The organism is Paraburkholderia dipogonis (assembly GCF_046027395.1).
GTDB classification, from domain to species: Bacteria; Pseudomonadota; Gammaproteobacteria; order Burkholderiales; family Burkholderiaceae; genus Paraburkholderia; species Paraburkholderia dipogonis_A.
This window is the reverse complement of record NZ_JAQQEG010000002.1, coordinates 306047-321753: the sequence shown is the minus strand read 5'-3', so window position 1 is coordinate 321753 and position 15707 is coordinate 306047. Positions and strand designations below refer to the sequence as shown.

The following is a 15707-nucleotide window of genomic DNA, read 5'->3' as shown; positions in this document are numbered from 1 at the left end:
CATCCCGGTCCCCCTACCGCCGCGCGCCGATCCAGCCGACGAGTTCGGCGAACAGCGACATGTCCGGTGGCGCGGATAGATCGACAGCAAGACAACGGCGGTAATACGGGCTGAGATCGAGTCCGACGCCGAGGCCCAGCAACTCGACATCGCACGCGGCTTCGTTGCGTGCGACTACTTGCTTCAGGTGATGGTCGAGGTAATAGGTATCGTTGACCTGAGCGGTGGCGCTATCCATCGGACTGCCGTCCGAGATCACGACGAGAATCCGCCGCGCCTCGGCACGCGCGCGCAGCCGCGTGCAGGCCCAGTCGACCGCCTCGCCGTCCACGCCTTCGCGGAACAGATCGGCCTTGAACAACGCGGCGATGTCGGCGCGAGCGCGCCGCCAGCTCGTCGCCGCATCCTTGAAGACGAGGTGGGCGACCTCGTTGAGCCGCCCCGGATGATGCGGCCGGCCGCCGGCCAGCCAGTCGAGCCGCGCGCGGCCGCCGTTCCAGGCGCCGGTCGAGAAACCCAGCACCTCGCTGGCGACACCGGCCTGATCGAGCGCGCGAGTGAGCACGTCCACGAGCAGCGCGACCGGCTCGATATAGGTTCGCATGGACCCCGAACAATCGATGAGAAAACTCACCACGCAATCGGCGAGCGGCTTGTGCCGTTCAAGCAGGAACAGGCGCCGCTCAGCAGGCGAGCTGACCAGTTGCGCGAGACGCCGGCCATCGATGCGGCCGTGCTCTTCACCAAACGACCAGCCGTCGCGTTGCGGCACGGCGAGCGCGGCCTTGAGCGCGTATGCGAGCCGCGGCACGTTGATGCGCTGTGCGGCGATGCGCTTGTCGAGCTGGTCACGGTATTCGGCTAGCAACTCGCTGCGTATCCGCGAGCCCGGCACGAACTCACGGTCGTAGCGCGTGGTGTACGCCAGGTAGCGATGCTCGGCGTCTCTGAGAACGCGGCTGTCGCCGGTGGCGGCGAGGCCCATGTCGACCTGCTCGCCGTCGTCGGTGTCGAACCAGAGCGCGAACATGGCGCGCACGGCTTCGTCGTCTTCCGGCGCTTGCATGTCTTCATCTTCGAGAGACTGCGCACGGGCGTCACGCATCATCTGGCTGACGAGGCGGCCCAATTCGAGCGCATGAACCGCGAACGCGCCCTGCTCCATCCGATGCCGCCGCATTGCCGCGAGCGGCACGCCCAAGGTCGGCGTGATCGCGGCGCGCGTGGCCTCGATCAGACCTTCGGTTTCTTCCAGCACGGGCCAGCCCGACAGGCGCGACCAGACGATCTGAGCCACGGTGTAAAGCAGAATGCCAAGGTGGCCGTCGATCAGTCCAGTGCGATAGAACGCTCGTGACCATGTCTCGAAGCGATGGCGCAGATTCTGCGCGAGCCCCGGCATGCTGGCCGGCGCAAGCGCTTCGCAGCGTAACTGCTCGAACAGTTCGAACAGGAGCCGCTCGACCGGCTCGGCGGGACACAGACTTGCGTGGAGATTCGCGTCGGAATGCGTGAGGCGTAATGCTGCCCCGTCCGCCGCGCCGCGCAAGGAACGCAGATCATCTAGTTGCGGGTCAGTGCGCAGATGCGGCGCATGCAGATGCACCGGACGCAGTCCACGGAATAAACGGCCGGCGCGGTAATGCAGCTCAGCGTCCCCGGTCAATGCCCGCACCGCCGCCGCGCACAGGTTCTGACGCTGTTCGGCGCGGCGTGTCGCTTGCCGCTCGGCAGGCGTCATTGCGGCACCGTCGAGCGCGCCTCGCGCTCCGCCGCGCTTTCCAGTTCCCTATCGAAGCAGCGCTGGAAATACTCGGCCACGATGGCCCGTTCGGCCTCGTCGCACTTGTTGACGAAGGTCAGCCGAAACGCCATCGCCGGATCGCGGAAGATCTGGCAGTTTTCCGCCCAGTCGATCACCGTGCGCGGCGACATCAGCGTGGAGAGATCGCCGGTGGCGAAGCCTTTGCGCGTCAATTCCGCCACGCTGATCATCGACTCGATCAGCGCGCGGCCGGCCTCGTCGGCGAGTTCCGGCACACGCGCCAGCACGATGCTGGCCTCCTCGGCGCGCGGCAGATAGTTGAGCGTGGCGACCACGTTCCAACGGTCCATCTGTGCGTGATTCAACAACTGCGTGCCGTGGTAAAGACCGTTCAGATTGCCGAGGCCGACCGTATTGGTCGTTGCGAACAGCCGGAAGTACGGATGCGGATGAATCACACGATTCTGATCGAGCAGCGTGAATTTGCCGTCGCGCTCCAGAATGCGCTGGATCACGAACATCACGTCGGGACGGCCGGCGTCGTATTCGTCGAAGATCAACGCCATGGGCCGTTGCAGCGCCCACGGCACGATACCTTCCTGGAACTCGGTGACCTGCACGTCGTCGCGCACGATGATGGCGTCTTTGCCCACCAGATCGAGACGGCTGATATGCCCGTCCAGATTCACGCGCACGCAGGGCCAGTTCAGACGCGCCGCGACCTGTTCGATGTGCGTGGATTTGCCCGTGCCGTGCAAACCCTGCACCATCACGCGGCGCTCGCGCATGAAGCCGGCGAGAATCGCCAGCGTCACTTCAGGATTGAAGCGGTACACCTTGTCGATTTCCGGAACGTGGTCGTCGCGTTCACTGAAGGCCGGCACCATCAAGCCTGAGTCGATGCCAAACAACGTGCGCACCGAGACCATCCGGTCCGGCTTGCCTGTCACGATATCGGTCACTACGGTCTCCTCCGCGCTTCGTCACGACGACGGCCGGCGCCCAGCAAGCTGGCGGCGCGGCCTCGCCGGTCCATCATACGCACTTTCTTTTTTCGATACAAATCATCTCGTTTTTTATAAACACTGCGCAACTTTCATATCAGTGATGGTGGTGCCGGTATTCCAGCGTGTCCGGTTCGCTGAACCCAGCGCCGGTTTTGCGGACGCGCAGCAGATAAGCGAGAAGCAGCACGCCGAGACTCGCGACCCCGAACCACAACGGCTGACGTTGCTCGGGAATGAACGCCATCGCCACCAGAATGCCGACCATGCCGATGATCGCAACCCACGTGAGGTACGGGTAGCACCACATCCTGACGCGCAGCGTCTGCGGCGCATCCCGTTCGATGCGGGCGCGAAGCTTCAGTTGCGATATCGCGATCAGCACGTAGACGAAAATCGCCACCGTGCCGTACGAATTCACGAGGAAGGCGAACACCGTATCCGGCGACACATAGGACATCACCACCGACGCGTAGCCGAACACGGTGCCGATCAGAATCGCGCGAACCGGCACGCCGCGGCGGTTGACCTTGGCGAGCGCGGCGGGCGCGTCGCCGTGGCGCGTCAGCGCGAAGATCATCCGCGACGCGGCGTAGAGCCCCGAGTTGAGCGCCGACAGTACCGCCGTGAGCACGATGGCGTTCATGACGCTGGCGGCCGCCGGAATACCCATGGCATCGAGCGCGCTCACATACGGCGTTGCCATCTTCGGGGAATTCCACGGCACCAACGCGACGACGAGCAGAATCGAGCCGACATAAAAAACCAGCACGCGCGTGATCACCGAGTTCGTCGCTTTGGCGACGGCCTTCGCGGGCTCCTGCGCTTCGGCCGCCGCGATCGTGACGATTTCCGCGCCGAAGTAAAAGCCCGTGGCCGCAACCGCGCCGCTCAACACGGGTCCGATTCCCTTCGGCATCAAGCCGCCGTGCGAGAGCAGTGTCGGCAGCACGGCGGTGACGTGCTTCGCCGCGGGCCACAGTCCCAGCACATACATGCCGCCGAGAAACAGAAACACCATGATCGCCGCGACCTTGATCGACGCGAACCAGAACTCGAACTCGCCATAACTGCCGACCGAGACCAGGTTGGTCGCGGTAAGTGTGACCAGCAACACGAGACTGATCGCCCACGCGGGAACGTCGGGTAGCCAGAACTGCACGAGCTTCGCCCCCGCCACGGCCTCCACCGCGACGACGATGACCCAGAAATACCAGTACATCCAGCCGGTGAGAAAGCCCGCGAGATTGCCGGAGGCGCGCTTGCCGCCGAACGCGAGCCGCGCGTATTCATAGAACGAACCGACGGCCGGCATCGCGCAGGCCATTTCGCCGAGCATCCGCATGACCAGCACGACCAGCGCGCCGGTGATCAGAAACGACAGCACCGCTGCGGGGCCGGCCTGTTGCACGACCACGCCGCTGCCGACGAAGAGCCCCGCGCCGATCACGCCGCCGAGCGCGATCATCGTCATGTGGCGCTGTTTGAGACCCGCCTTCAATTCCGTTGTGTCTGTAGATCGCTGCATGTCACCTCCAATTCCGTTATCCGATCGCGGACCGGGCCGGTCTGCTTTCGCAGCCGCCCGAGTCCTATCGTCGTCAATACTGGATGGGGCGAGGACGCCCATGCGTCTCGCCCTATGATTTTTTATGAAGCACCGCGCAACTCTCGCGCATGGTGCAAGTGTGCGCCGTTTGGTGCGCCGTTTGCACAGTGCGCGCGGCAAGTTGCGAGTTCAGCGCCGCACAGCGCGCGGGCGATTCTCCGCCCGCTGCATCAAGGCTTTTCGTCGCGGCGGAAATACAGTTGATACAGCATGCGCTGGCCGATTCGCCGGAATGGCGCAAACGGGTGTCCCGGCAACGGCGAGGTGAAGATCGGCAACGTCTGCTTCGCGCTCTTTCCCGCGATGCGTTCGGCGAGCCGCCGCCCGGCCTGCTGAGAATACGACACGCCGTTGCCGCCGTAGCCGAGCGCGTAGTACACCGTCTGCATCGGATCCGGCTGATACACGCGCGGCATCATGTCGTGGCTGACGTCCACCCAGCCCCACCATGAATAGTCGATCGGAACGCCGCGCAAAGCCGGAAACTTGCGCAGCATGCCTTCCACCAGCAGATCGTAGTGGCGCGAATTGGGCGCGTCGGCGCCGGTGATCGCGGAACGGCTGCCGATCTGCAAGCGGTTGTCCGGCAGAAAGCGATAGTAGAAGCGCAGCGTGCGCGTATCGGTCAGCACCTGGGTCGTGCGAAAGTTGCACGCGTCGATTTCCTGCTTCGTGAGCGGACGCGTGACCATTGAATTCGACAGGATCGGCATGATCCGGCTGCGCAGCGAAGCGTGCAACGTTTGCGCCGTATAGGCGCCCGTTGCAATGCCAACCGCGCGCGCACGCACGATGCCGCCAGGCGTGCGCAAATGATGCACGCCGTTGATCGTTTCCCAGCCGAGCACCGGGCTCGCCGGATGCACCTTGGCGCCCGCTTCGCGGGCCAGCCGCAGATAACCGAAGGCGAGCTTCAACGCATGAATGCCGATGCCCTCGGGCTCGTGCAGCGCGCCGGCCGCTTCGTGATCGTTGACGTACTCGCGCTGGAAGGTCTGTTTGTCGATCAGCTCGGACGGATAGCCGAACACGTCCTTCCAGACCTTGGCCTCGGCGGCGAGCTTCTGCATGATGCGCGGCCGGTGCGCGATCAGAAAGTGGCCGCCGGGTTGCGGATCGCAATCGATCTCCGCGATCAGCGACTTGAAGTTATCGAACCCTTCCTGAATCTCATCGTGCATTTTCAACGCGACGTCTTTACCCCAACGCTCGATCCATTGGGAACGCGACAGCCGCCCCGAGGCGTTCTGACCTTGCCCGCCGTTGCGGCTGCTGCAGCCCCAGCTCGTCTTGTTGGCTTCCAGCACGACCGCCTTGATGCCGTGCTCCCGCGCGAGACAGAGCGCCGTGGCGAGCCCGGTATAGCCGCCGCCGATGATCGCCACATCCACGTCGACGTCCGCCGTGATCGGACCATCGTCTTCGGGCGGCGTGCCCGCGGTCGCGACCCAGTAGGTCGGCGCGTATTGCTTGCCCCAGCCCGGTCCCGGCGACACCAGCGGGTCGTACGCCGGATCGTAGCGCGTATCGTCTTCGCGGGCGGACGGCATGCCTTGCGCGACCCGTTCGATTTCACTGTGCTCCATGTGAAGCTCCCGATCAGCGTGCGAGGTTCTGCTTCGGACGTTCCTTGCGGAAGGCCCGCTTGACCGCGATGAGACCATCGCGGAACTCGAACAGGTCGCAACCTTCCGCCTCGATCCGCCAGCCTTCCGCATGCGTTCCCGTGAACAGCCACTCGGACACGCCGCGTTCGCCGCTCACGTAGTGGCGGCCGTTGCCCCAATGCGCGTCGGGAAAGGTCTTGAAGACCGCTTCGAACGCCGCGCGGGTCGCGTCCCGGCCCACGAAGCGCGTGCCGAAGACCTCCGGACCGCCTGCTGCATCGAACACGCAATCGTCGGTCATGAAGGTCATCAACGCATCCGCGTCATGACGATTGAACGCATCGGAAAACGCGGCCAGCGTCTCGGCCGTGACGTGCTGCAGCGGGGTCTGTGTTTGAGTCATTGCTTGCTCCTCCTGGATGACTTTCGATAAGGCATGAGACGCAGCCAGCGGCTGGCGATCCGTGAGGAAATTGTAGGCAGGGGGTTTGTCTGACGGGTAGGTCCAGTGCGGTGCTTTCGCCTGGTGCAGCGAAGAGGGACGCGGGTTTCGCCGTATCTACGGCATTTGCCGAATTGGACTCATCGACTCCCGCCAACTGGCTCTATGGTTCTATTTTTTTGTTCGGCAACACTGAGGGTACTGGCCGTTATCTTCACCGATTGCCTGTCCTTGCGCGACTGCCAGAGCTGTTGGCCGCGCCCTGTCCACGACTTCACGCTGCGAGGAGTTAAGGTGCTCAAACTGTTTATCGGACTCGGCATTCCCTATCTGGGCGTAGTCGGCCTGCTGCCATGGGTGGCGTCCGTCGATCGCTTCGTATTGGGCGTGCCGTTCATCTATGCCTGGATCTTCGCGTGGTTCATCCTCACCTCCGGGTGCCTGATGATCTGCTGGCGCGTGTTCGACTGCCGCCACGACGAGTCCCACCCGCAAAACCGCTAAAGGAGTGTCCGGATGGCCACCGCAGTTTTTCTCGGCTTTCTCGCTTTCTCGCTCTACCTGGCGATCCGTTCGAACAAGGGACGTGGACCGCAAAGCGTGCATGACTTCTTCGTGGCGTCGCGGCAGTTCGGCGCCTACCTCGTGTTCTTCCTCGCGGCCGGCGAGATCTACAGCATCGGCACGATGGTCGGTTTTCCGGGCGGCATCTATGCCAAAGGCCCGACATACGGCGTCTGGTTTCTCGGCTACATTCTGCTGGCCTATCCCGTCGGCTATTTCATCGGCCCGAAGATCTGGCAAGCCGGCAAGCGCTATAACGCGATCACCCTGCCCGATCTGTTCAAGGGACATTTCCAGAGCCGCTCGCTCGAACTGATCGTCGCGGGCTCCGCGATCGTCTTTCTGCTGCCGTGGGGACAGTTGCAGTTCACCGGACTCGTCGCCGCATTGAACGGTCTGGGCTGGAACTTCAAACCGCTGTATCTGATCCTGTTTGCGGCGTTGCTCGCCTTCACCTATATCGCGATCGCCGGTGTGCGCGCGTCGGCGTATATCGCCGTGCTGAAGGATATCCTGATGGTCGTCGCGATCGTCGTCACCGGTGTCGCCGTCTCGATGGAAGTCGGCGTAACCGAGGTCTTTCATGCGGCCAGCCTGCATGTCAGCAACCGGATGAATTCGCACCAGTTGACCTTCTCGATGAGCACCATGCTGTTCCAGTCGCTCGGCTTCTACGTCATGCCGTTCGCGGTGCAGAACTTCTTTACCGCGAAAAGCGCGAACACGATTCGCCGCACGCAGGTCGCGATGCCGCTTTACATGCTGATGTATCCGTTTCTCGTGGTCGCGTCGTACTATGCGATCAGTCAGAACCTGCATCTTGCATCGCCCAATGAAGCGTTTTTCGCTGCCGCGATCCGCCTGTTACCGGGTTGGCTGCTCGGACTCGTGGCCGCCGGCGCGTCGCTCTCCGGCTTGCTCGTGCTGGCCGGCATCTGTCTCGCGATCGGCCCGATCGTCACGCGCAATCTCTTGCCGGGCATGCCGGAGGCCCGCCAGAAAACCAGCGCGAAAGTGGTGATCGTGCTGTACCTGCTGGTGTCGATCGTGATGACGCTGCTCACGCCGAATCTGATGCTCACGCTGATCAACACCACGTATTACGGCGTGACCCAGTTCTTCCCCGGCGTGATGGTCGTGCTGTTCGGACTGCGCGTGCGGCCGTCCGCCATCGCGTCCGGCATGTTGACCGGACAGGTGCTGGCGATCATCCTGTACGTGCTGCAGATCGACCTCGGCGGCTTCAATCTGGGACTGGTATGCCTCGGCGTGAACCTGCTGGTGCTTACCGCGGTGAACCTCACCGCGAAACCGAGCCGCGCGCACGCGCTCAGTTGAAACCGGTCTGAACGAACTTCAATCACTGCCCTATGACTCAACGAGAAGAGAAGCACCCGACACAAGTCTTCGTTGCGAAAAAGATCGTGACGATGAATCCCATGCAACCCTATGCGACGCATGTCGCGATTCGCGACGGCAAGATCCTCTCGGTAGGCGATGCCGACGACGTGAAGCAGTGGGGCGATGCGGAAATCGTCGATACGTTCAGCGATAAAGTGCTGATGCCCGGGTTTGTCGAAGGCCATTGCCATCTGATGGAAGGCGCGATGTGGGACGCCGTCTATGTCGGCTACTACGACCGGCGCGGCCCCGATGGCCGGCGCTGGCCGGGCCTGACGACGCTGGACGCCGTGATCGAGCGCCTGAAGGCGGCACAAGCGGAGATGACGTCGGCCGACGCTCCGCTGCTCGCGTGGGGCTTTGATCCCATCTTCTTCGGCACCCGCCGTCTGAGCGTGCGCGAACTGGACACGGTGTCGGCTGAGCGGCCCATCGTGATCCTGCATGCGAGCGTGCACCTGATGAACGTCAATTCGGCAATGCTGTCCCTCGCCGGCATCGACGAAGAAACGGATATCGACGGCATCGACAAGGACGAGAACGGACAGCCGACCGGCGAGTTGCAGGAGTTCGCCGCGATGTTCCCGGTCTACCGCGTGATCGGCGCGGGTCTCTCGATCGCGGCGAGCGAAAGCGCGAAGGCCATCTGGAATTTCGGCCGGGTCGCGCAACTCGCCGGCGTGACGACCGCCACCGATCTGGTCAACGACTTCTCCGAGCTGGGCAATCGCAACCTGCGTGAAGTGACCGGGAATGCGGATTTTCCGGTGCGCATCGTGCCCGCCTTCGCGCCGCAACGCAGTCCCGAAGGCGGTGCCCAACAGGTGCTCTCCGCGATGCAAACCGCGACGCCGAAGCTGCACTTCGGGCCGGTCAAGTTCATCGTCGACGGTTCGATTCAGGGCTTCACGGCACGCCTGAAATGGCCCGGTTATCTGAACGGCAAGCCCAATGGTTTGTGGCTGATTCCGCCGAGCCAGTTCGTCGAGGTATTCACGCCGTTTCACGAAGCCGGCCTGCAACTGCATGTGCACACCAACGGCAACGAGGCGACCGAACTCGTGCTCGATGCCTTCGAGCGGCTTCTCACGCTTCATCCGCGGCGCGATCACCGGCATACGCTGCAGCACTGCCAGATGGCGGACGCGAGCCAGCTCGCGCGGGCGGCGAGCCTCGGCCTGTGCATCAATTTCTTCTCGAACCACATCTATTACTGGGGCGACGCGCACTACACACAAACCATGGGCGCGGACCGCGCGAATCGCATGAACGCGGCAGAATCGGCGCGCCGCCTGGGCATTCCGTTCGCCTTTCATTCCGATGCGCCCATTACGCCGCTCAATCCGCTCTTCACCGCATGGTGCGCGTCGCAGCGCGAGACCGCGTCGGGTCGTGTGCTCGGTGCGAATGAACGCGTGCCGGTTGCCGACGCGTTGCGCGCGATCACGCTCGGCGCCGCCTACACGATCAAAATGGACCATCTGGTGGGCAGTATCGAAGTCGGCAAATTCGCTGACTTCGCGGTGCTCGCCGAAGATCCGGCCGAAGTCGCGCCGCAACGTCTGAAGGATCTGGAAGTGTGGGGCACGGTGCTCGGCGGCCGCATCTTCCAGGCGCCGGCGGGATGAGTGCGATTCCGCTCATCGTCATCGGCGGTTATCTCGGCGCGGGAAAGACGACGCTGCTCAACCATATTCTGAGCAACGCCGGATCGCGGCGCATCACGGTGCTCGTCAACGACTTCGGCTCGATCAATATCGATGCTTCGCTGATTCGCCAGCGCACGGACGACGTGATCAATCTGGAAAACGGCTGCGTCTGCTGTTCGATCGGCGGCCGGCTGGTCGAGGCGCTGCTTGCCGTGAGTTCGCGCAGCGACGCGCCGGATCTGCTGATCATCGAGGCGAGCGGCGTGTCCGACCCGGTGCGTATCGCGCAGATCGGCTTGCTCGATCGCGCATTTCGTCTGGACGGCATTGTTGTGCTGGTGGACGCGGAACGCGTCGAAGAAACGCTGGCCGATCCTTATGTCGGCGACATCGCGCAGCGGCAGATTGCGGGCGCCACGGCCATCGTGCTGAACAAGATGGATCTGCTTGGCGAGCCTTCGCGTGAGGCTGTAAAAGCGCGCGTTGAAGCGCTTGCGAATAGCCGCGTCATCGTGCAAGCGACGCACGCCGCCGTGCCGCTCGGCCTGATCTTCGATCGGCATGTGCTGCCCGCGCGCAACACCGGCGCACTGCCACTCTCCGTTTCTCCCACGCCGTGCGATTTGTGCAGCTTTTCGTTTGTCACCGACGCGTGCCTGAGCCGCAAGAAATTGAAGGAAGCGCTGCGGAGTTTTTCGGAGAAGCTGTTGCGCGCGAAAGGCTTCGTGCGCCTGGAAAGCGACGGCGCGTTGCATGAGTTGCATGTGGTCGGCAACCGCGTCGTGCTCAGCGCGTCCCCGGGCCGCACTTCCGCGGAATCGCAAATTGTTCTGATCGGCATGTTCGATCACGAAGACGAGTTGCACGCGCGAGCGGCGCTCAAAGCCGCTGAGATCGGGCCATGACCCCGGCCAACTGAGACGAGTACCGGGAAAGCTAGCGCCTCAATTCGGAGACAATCTTCTCCGCCAGAAAATCGCACGGCGGACGATTCGAAGCCGTGCTGCGCGCCAGCACCATTTCGAGCGCGGGGATCTCGGGCAATCCGTGCGCACGTCCAAGCAGCGTGAAGTGTGCCGGCACCGCGCATCGCGCGAGCGGAACAATCGCCAGCCCCGCTTCGGCCATCGACAGCAGGCCCAGCAGACTCGGACTCTCATACGAGGTGCGGTAGAGAATCTTCGCCCGCTCGAGGCTGCGAATCGCGTTCTCGCGCGCGACGCTGCCCGGCAGGAACACGGCGATCGGCAACGGCCGTTCGCGCCATATCTCATCGGCGCTCGGCGCGGCCGCCCATTCCATTGGTTCATGGCGAATGAATTCGCCCGACAAACCCTTGACTCGCGTCGCGCACACCAGATCGACGGAACCGTCTTTCACCATCGGCGCGAGCGCGACGCTCGGCAAACCAACCACCTGAATCTCCACCTTCGGATAGGTCGCGGAAAACTTCTTGAGGATCGGCGGCAGCAGCGACGACGCGTAATCGTCCGGCACGCCGATGCTCACGCGCCCGGTCACGTCCGGCCGGACCACCGCCGCCCACGCCTCGTCGCGTAAGGCGAGCATGCGTCGAGCGTAAGTCAGCAGGACTTCGCCGTCCTGCGTCGGGACCACGTTTCTCGGCTTGCGCACGAACAGCGGCTTGCCCAGCGCGGTCTCGAGCGTCTTGATCTGCATGCTCACCGCCGATTGCGAACGATGCACGACTTCCGCCGCCCGGCTGATGTTGCCGGTGTCGGCGACGGCGACGATCATGGTCATCACGTCCAGGTCGAGGGCTTTCAATGGGTCTGGTATCAGAAAAATAGATAGATTCGATCAATATTACGCGATTTTCTAAAGTAGCGACATGGGGCATAGTGGCCGCAAAGGAGCCAGTCCATGAACGCCCGTACCGACCTCTCAGTGCTTGCCGTACCCGAACTGTCGTTTGCGACCATCGCATCGGGCATCTGCGTGCCGTACGTCGAGTGCGGAGAAGGCGAGCCGCTCGTGTTCGTGCACGGCTCGCTGTGCGACTATCGCTACTGGAATGCACAGACCGCGGCGCTTTCGCAGCATTTCCGCTGCATCTCGGTGAGCCTGAGCCACTACTGGCCGGCGAGCGAGGCGTGCATCCAGGGCGAGTTCGGCTGGCAGACGCACGTCGCCGAGCTGGCCGAGTTCATCGAGGCGATCGACCTCGGCCCCGTCCATCTGGTCGGCCATTCGCGCGGCGGCTGCGTGGCGTTTCATGTCGCGCGCGACTATCCGCGGCTGGTGAAGACGCTGACGCTCGCGGACCCGGGCGGTCCGCTGCAGATCGACGGGATGCCGGACGCGACGCTGCCGGCCACGACCAATGTGCTGCGTGCGCGCGTCGCTGAACTCATCGAGAGCCAGCAGATCGATGCGGGTCTGGAGCTTTTCGTCGATTCGGTGAGCGTGCCCGGATCGTGGCGCAAGAGCCCGGTTGCGTTCCGCACCATGGCGATCGACAACGCGGGCACGCTGCCCAAGCAGCTCCGCGATCCGCTGCCCGCCTATTCCCGCGAAACCGCGCGCGGCGTGAAGTGCAGGACGCTGCTGATCGACGGGCAGCGCAGCCCGCGCATGTTTCGCAACAACGTCGAAAAGCTCGCGGAATGGATCGACTATGCGGAGCGGCAAACCATCGCCGGCGCGTCGCACGGCATGAATGTGTCGAACGCCAGCGCTTTTAACCGGCTCGTGCAGGCATTCGTCAGCTTCTGATTCCGGCGTTCCGGTTCAGCATTCGGCATTCCGCGGCGGGGTCGCCGAGAACGTCAGAGGTCGAAGGTGCCGCGATATTGCTCGTCGGCATCCGAACGCGTATTGATTTCGACGAGCACGCCGCCGGGCACCTCGCAGAAAAACCGCGAGCCGCGTTCATGCTTGAACACACCGGTTTTCATCACGACACCCGCGGCGGCCATCTGCTCGTAAAGCGCGCGAACCTCGTCGAGGGACGCCAGTTCGAAGCCGATATGAAAGTTGTGGGGCCACTCGACCGGATGGTCGGCGGCGTCGTCGATCACGATGTCGAAACCGGGGCGTTTCAGAAACCAGCTCGTCCCTCGCGCGGCAACCGTACAGCCTAGATGGTCCTCGAAGAAGGTGGCCGTGGCGCTCACATCGGATGAAGGGAAGCTCACGTGATTGAGCTTCATGGCGGTGGTGATATAGGTCATGTCGATCTCCGTTGAATCGGATCGCTCGTTGCGTTCCGTACGGAGGATATTACGAGTAAAAGCTCACATTCCATACTCGCATCGCCGTGCGCGTGCCATTGCCCGCTCAGGCCTGTGCTACGGGCATTTCCGGCCGCGCGATGCTGTCTTGCGCGCGGCTTGCTCACGTTTTTGCGCGGCTTTCATGCGCAATTTCACCCCAGATTCCGGTGCCGGCGCCAAAGGTCATGGCGCCGAGACAAAGGCGCGAAATGCGCAGCCCCGCCCTGCCGAGTGTGCTGTATTCCATAGCGAAGCCCTTGATACGAGTCCCTTGATGAACGATAGGCGCAAAGCGCCCGGCGACGCGGCATCCTGTACGCGTCACCGGATCGCCCGCGTTAGCCCGCCTGCGAGACGAGGTCTCGCAGAACGGTTTCCAGTTCCACCTCGCCTTTGACGATGTCGGCTTCCTCGCCTTCGAAGGCAATCCAGCCTTCATTGAACCCGTCGAGCATGCGCATACGCGGCAACGGATCCTTCGTACCTTGACTGCGAAACAGCGCGTCCCATGTTGCGCGCGGCACCACCTCCGCACGAACCGGACGACTGAGCACCCGACCAAACGCCTCGGCCAGATCGTTCGGGCTCACACGTTGCGGCCCCTCCAGTTCGACGACACGCACGCCGCGCCAGGTTTGTTGAAGCAGTTGTCCGGCAACTCGACCCACGTCCGCGGTCGCGACCATCGGAACAGCTTTGTCGAGCGGCTGCAGAAAGCTGGAGATCATCCCATTGTCCCGGGCCGGCACAACGTCCCATGCGGCGTTTTCCATGAACCAGCCGGGACGCAGGAATGTCACGGGGATCGGTAAATCGCGAAGCGCCTGCTCCATCAGCGTACGTTGCGTGAGCAGGTTGGTCTCGGTGGCCTGCGCGCCGATCGTCGACAGGCAGACCGCTTTGCCGGGTGCCGCCGACTGAAGCGCCCCGCGCACGGCGTCAATGACAGCACGCGCCTCGGGAAAGCCCGGCGCCGGATCGAACTCGGACGGCGGCAGAATGAACACGCCTTGCGCGCCCTCGAAAGCGGCGGTAAGGGACGCCACGTCGTCCATGTCGGCTGTCACCACTTCACACCCGCGCTCGGCCCACGAACGTGCCCGGGCTGCGTCGCGCACAACCGCGCGTACTGGCTGGCCCGCGGCGAGCAACGTGCGCGCCACCGCGCCGCCGACCTTTCCTGTTATCCCTGTGATTGCATACATTGCAGTTCTCCTTGCGTAGATAGATGCGGCGGGTGAGGCCGTTGGAATGCATTGTGGGCAAACGCGATGAGAAACTAAATGACACGAATGACACTTGTGAAGTGACTGATGGTCACTAATCAGTCATAGTGCGGTTTTTGACGCACTGTGCAGAGCCAGTCAATGACCAGGATGCAGCGCCCATGAGATCGTCCAGCGAGAATCTCTCTAGCGGTATCAGCGTGTTTGCCGCCGTCGTCGATGCGGGGACCTTCGCAGCCGCCTCCGAATTGATGGGTATGTCGCCGCCCGGGGTTAGCCGGGCAATCGCTCGACTCGAAAGGCGGCTGAAAACACGGCTCTTCAACCGGACGACCCGCGCCGTTTCCCTGACTGAAGAGGGCCGAAGGTTCTACGAGCAGGTCATGCCGCACTTGAGGGGAATGGAGGAAGCGGCCGCAGCCGCGGCAGGAGGCGCCGCGAGAGTGCGCGGGACGCTGCGAATCAATCTTGACCCGGTTTTCTCGCGAATCATTCTGGGCCCGAAGCTCGATGAATTCATGGATGCGCATCCTGAACTCGAGCTCGAGTTCATTGCGAGAGATCAGCTCGGCGACCTCGTCATGGACGGCTTCGATCTGGCCTTGCGATTTGGCGAACCTCGCTCATCCAGTCTGATTGCGCGAAAGCTCCTTGACACCGCGGTTGTCACGGTCGCATCGCCCTTGTACCTCGCTCGCCGGGGGCGGCCGGCGGAACCTCAAGAGCTGGGTCGTGGCGTGCACAGGTGTCTTGAATTCCGGAACCCGGATACCGGCAAGCCGTATCCGTGGGAGTTTCATCGCAAGCGCAAAAAGCTTGTTGTCGAAACGAATGGACGGCTTACGGTGAATGATCCGAGCGCACTCCTCAACGCGTGTCTGGCTGGCTCCGGCATCGCGCAGATGCTTCTGCTCGGAGCCGAGCATCTGCTCCGGGACGGACAGCTCGTCAACCTGTTCCCGGACTGGCCGGATGAGCGCTTCCCGCTCTATGCGTACCATCCATCACGGCATCACATGCCGGCCAAGGCAAGGGTATTTCTTGACTTTATCGTCGCTTTGACGAGTACGAGTTAGCAAGTCGAAATAGGCCCCGTTGTTCAGGTTAGCGGCCGACATGAACACTTTTTACCCCACACTTAAGAACAATTAAGGAGTCTGGAAGGACGTTTACTCCGCGCTAACCTATGATCGCTCAATCCAGG

General features: G+C 63.0%; 14 protein-coding genes and 1 pseudogene. 6 read left to right on the top strand and 9 right to left on the bottom strand.

Annotated features, from left to right (window positions below; all coding sequences use genetic code 11):
• Positions 1-13: 13 nt before the first annotated feature.
• The 5 genes from PQR32_RS03790 to PQR32_RS03770 form a co-directional block, all read right to left on the bottom strand.
• Positions 14-1741 carry a cobaltochelatase CobT-related protein gene (locus PQR32_RS03790; protein ID WP_408222390.1) on the bottom strand — a complete coding sequence of 576 codons (1728 nt, stop codon included), beginning with the start codon at positions 1739-1741 and terminating at the stop codon, positions 14-16.
• A complete protein-coding gene (locus PQR32_RS03785; RefSeq protein WP_408222388.1) occupies positions 1738-2727 on the bottom strand; it encodes an AAA family ATPase in 990 nt (329 codons plus the stop codon). The genes PQR32_RS03790 and PQR32_RS03785 overlap by 4 nt, the downstream gene beginning before the upstream one ends.
• A 139-nt stretch (positions 2728-2866) precedes the next feature.
• Positions 2867-4297 carry an amino acid permease gene (locus tag PQR32_RS03780; RefSeq protein ID WP_408222386.1) on the bottom strand — a complete coding sequence of 477 codons (1431 nt, stop codon included), beginning with the start codon at positions 4295-4297 and terminating at the stop codon, positions 2867-2869.
• Between the two features lie 251 nt (positions 4298-4548).
• Positions 4549-5964 carry an NAD(P)/FAD-dependent oxidoreductase gene (locus PQR32_RS03775; RefSeq protein WP_408222384.1) on the bottom strand — a complete coding sequence of 472 codons (1416 nt, stop codon included), beginning with the start codon at positions 5962-5964 and terminating at the stop codon, positions 4549-4551.
• A 13-nt stretch (positions 5965-5977) separates the two neighbouring features.
• Entirely contained in the window at positions 5978-6388 is a 411-nt protein-coding gene (locus PQR32_RS03770) for a nuclear transport factor 2 family protein (RefSeq protein ID WP_408222382.1), read from the bottom strand.
• Between the two features lie 333 nt (positions 6389-6721).
• Here PQR32_RS03770 and PQR32_RS03765 point away from each other — a divergent pair, with 333 nt between their 5' ends.
• The 4 genes from PQR32_RS03765 to PQR32_RS03750 are packed head-to-tail and all read left to right on the top strand — an operon-like array spanning position 6722 to position 10946.
• The gene (locus PQR32_RS03765; RefSeq protein ID WP_106300676.1) at positions 6722-6931 is read left to right on the top strand and encodes a DUF3311 domain-containing protein; all 210 of its coding nucleotides are present in this window, start codon (positions 6722-6724) and stop codon (positions 6929-6931) included.
• 12 nt (positions 6932-6943) lie between these two features.
• Positions 6944-8329: a sodium:solute symporter family protein gene (locus tag PQR32_RS03760; protein ID WP_408222380.1), complete on the top strand. Its 1386-nt coding sequence runs from the start codon at positions 6944-6946 to the stop codon at positions 8327-8329.
• Positions 8330-8361: 32 nt separating this feature from the next.
• Positions 8362-10020, top strand: a complete 1659-nt coding sequence (locus tag PQR32_RS03755; protein ID WP_408222378.1) for an amidohydrolase — start codon at positions 8362-8364, stop codon at positions 10018-10020.
• Positions 10017-10946, top strand: coding sequence for a CobW family GTP-binding protein (locus PQR32_RS03750; RefSeq protein ID WP_408222376.1), 930 nt, complete (start codon positions 10017-10019; stop codon positions 10944-10946). Before PQR32_RS03755 ends, PQR32_RS03750 begins: the two co-directional genes overlap by 4 nt.
• A 31-nt stretch (positions 10947-10977) precedes the next feature.
• Here PQR32_RS03750 and PQR32_RS03745 read toward each other — a convergent pair whose 3' ends face one another.
• Complete coding sequence (locus tag PQR32_RS03745) at positions 10978-11799, bottom strand: LysR substrate-binding domain-containing protein (protein WP_408222465.1); 822 nt, start codon at positions 11797-11799, stop codon at positions 10978-10980.
• Positions 11800-11925: 126 nt separating this feature from the next.
• Here PQR32_RS03745 and PQR32_RS03740 point away from each other — a divergent pair, with 126 nt between their 5' ends.
• Positions 11926-12777 (top strand): alpha/beta fold hydrolase, encoded by an 852-nt coding sequence (locus PQR32_RS03740; RefSeq protein ID WP_408222374.1) that lies wholly within the window; start codon positions 11926-11928, stop codon positions 12775-12777.
• Positions 12778-12830: 53 nt separating this feature from the next.
• Here PQR32_RS03740 and PQR32_RS03735 read toward each other — a convergent pair whose 3' ends face one another.
• The 3 genes and pseudogenes from PQR32_RS03735 to PQR32_RS03725 form a co-directional block, all read right to left on the bottom strand.
• Positions 12831-13235 (bottom strand): VOC family protein, encoded by a 405-nt coding sequence (locus PQR32_RS03735; RefSeq protein WP_408222372.1) that lies wholly within the window; start codon positions 13233-13235, stop codon positions 12831-12833.
• 187 nt (positions 13236-13422) lie between these two features.
• A pseudogene (locus PQR32_RS03730) lies at positions 13423-13524 on the bottom strand (aldo/keto reductase); the annotation flags it as partial.
• 91 nt (positions 13525-13615) lie between these two features.
• Complete coding sequence (locus PQR32_RS03725; protein ID WP_408222370.1) at positions 13616-14482, bottom strand: NmrA family NAD(P)-binding protein; 867 nt, start codon at positions 14480-14482, stop codon at positions 13616-13618.
• Between the two features lie 182 nt (positions 14483-14664).
• Here PQR32_RS03725 and PQR32_RS03720 point away from each other — a divergent pair, with 182 nt between their 5' ends.
• Positions 14665-15579, top strand: a complete 915-nt coding sequence (locus tag PQR32_RS03720) for a LysR family transcriptional regulator (protein ID WP_408222368.1) — start codon at positions 14665-14667, stop codon at positions 15577-15579.
• Positions 15580-15707 lie beyond the last annotated feature (128 nt).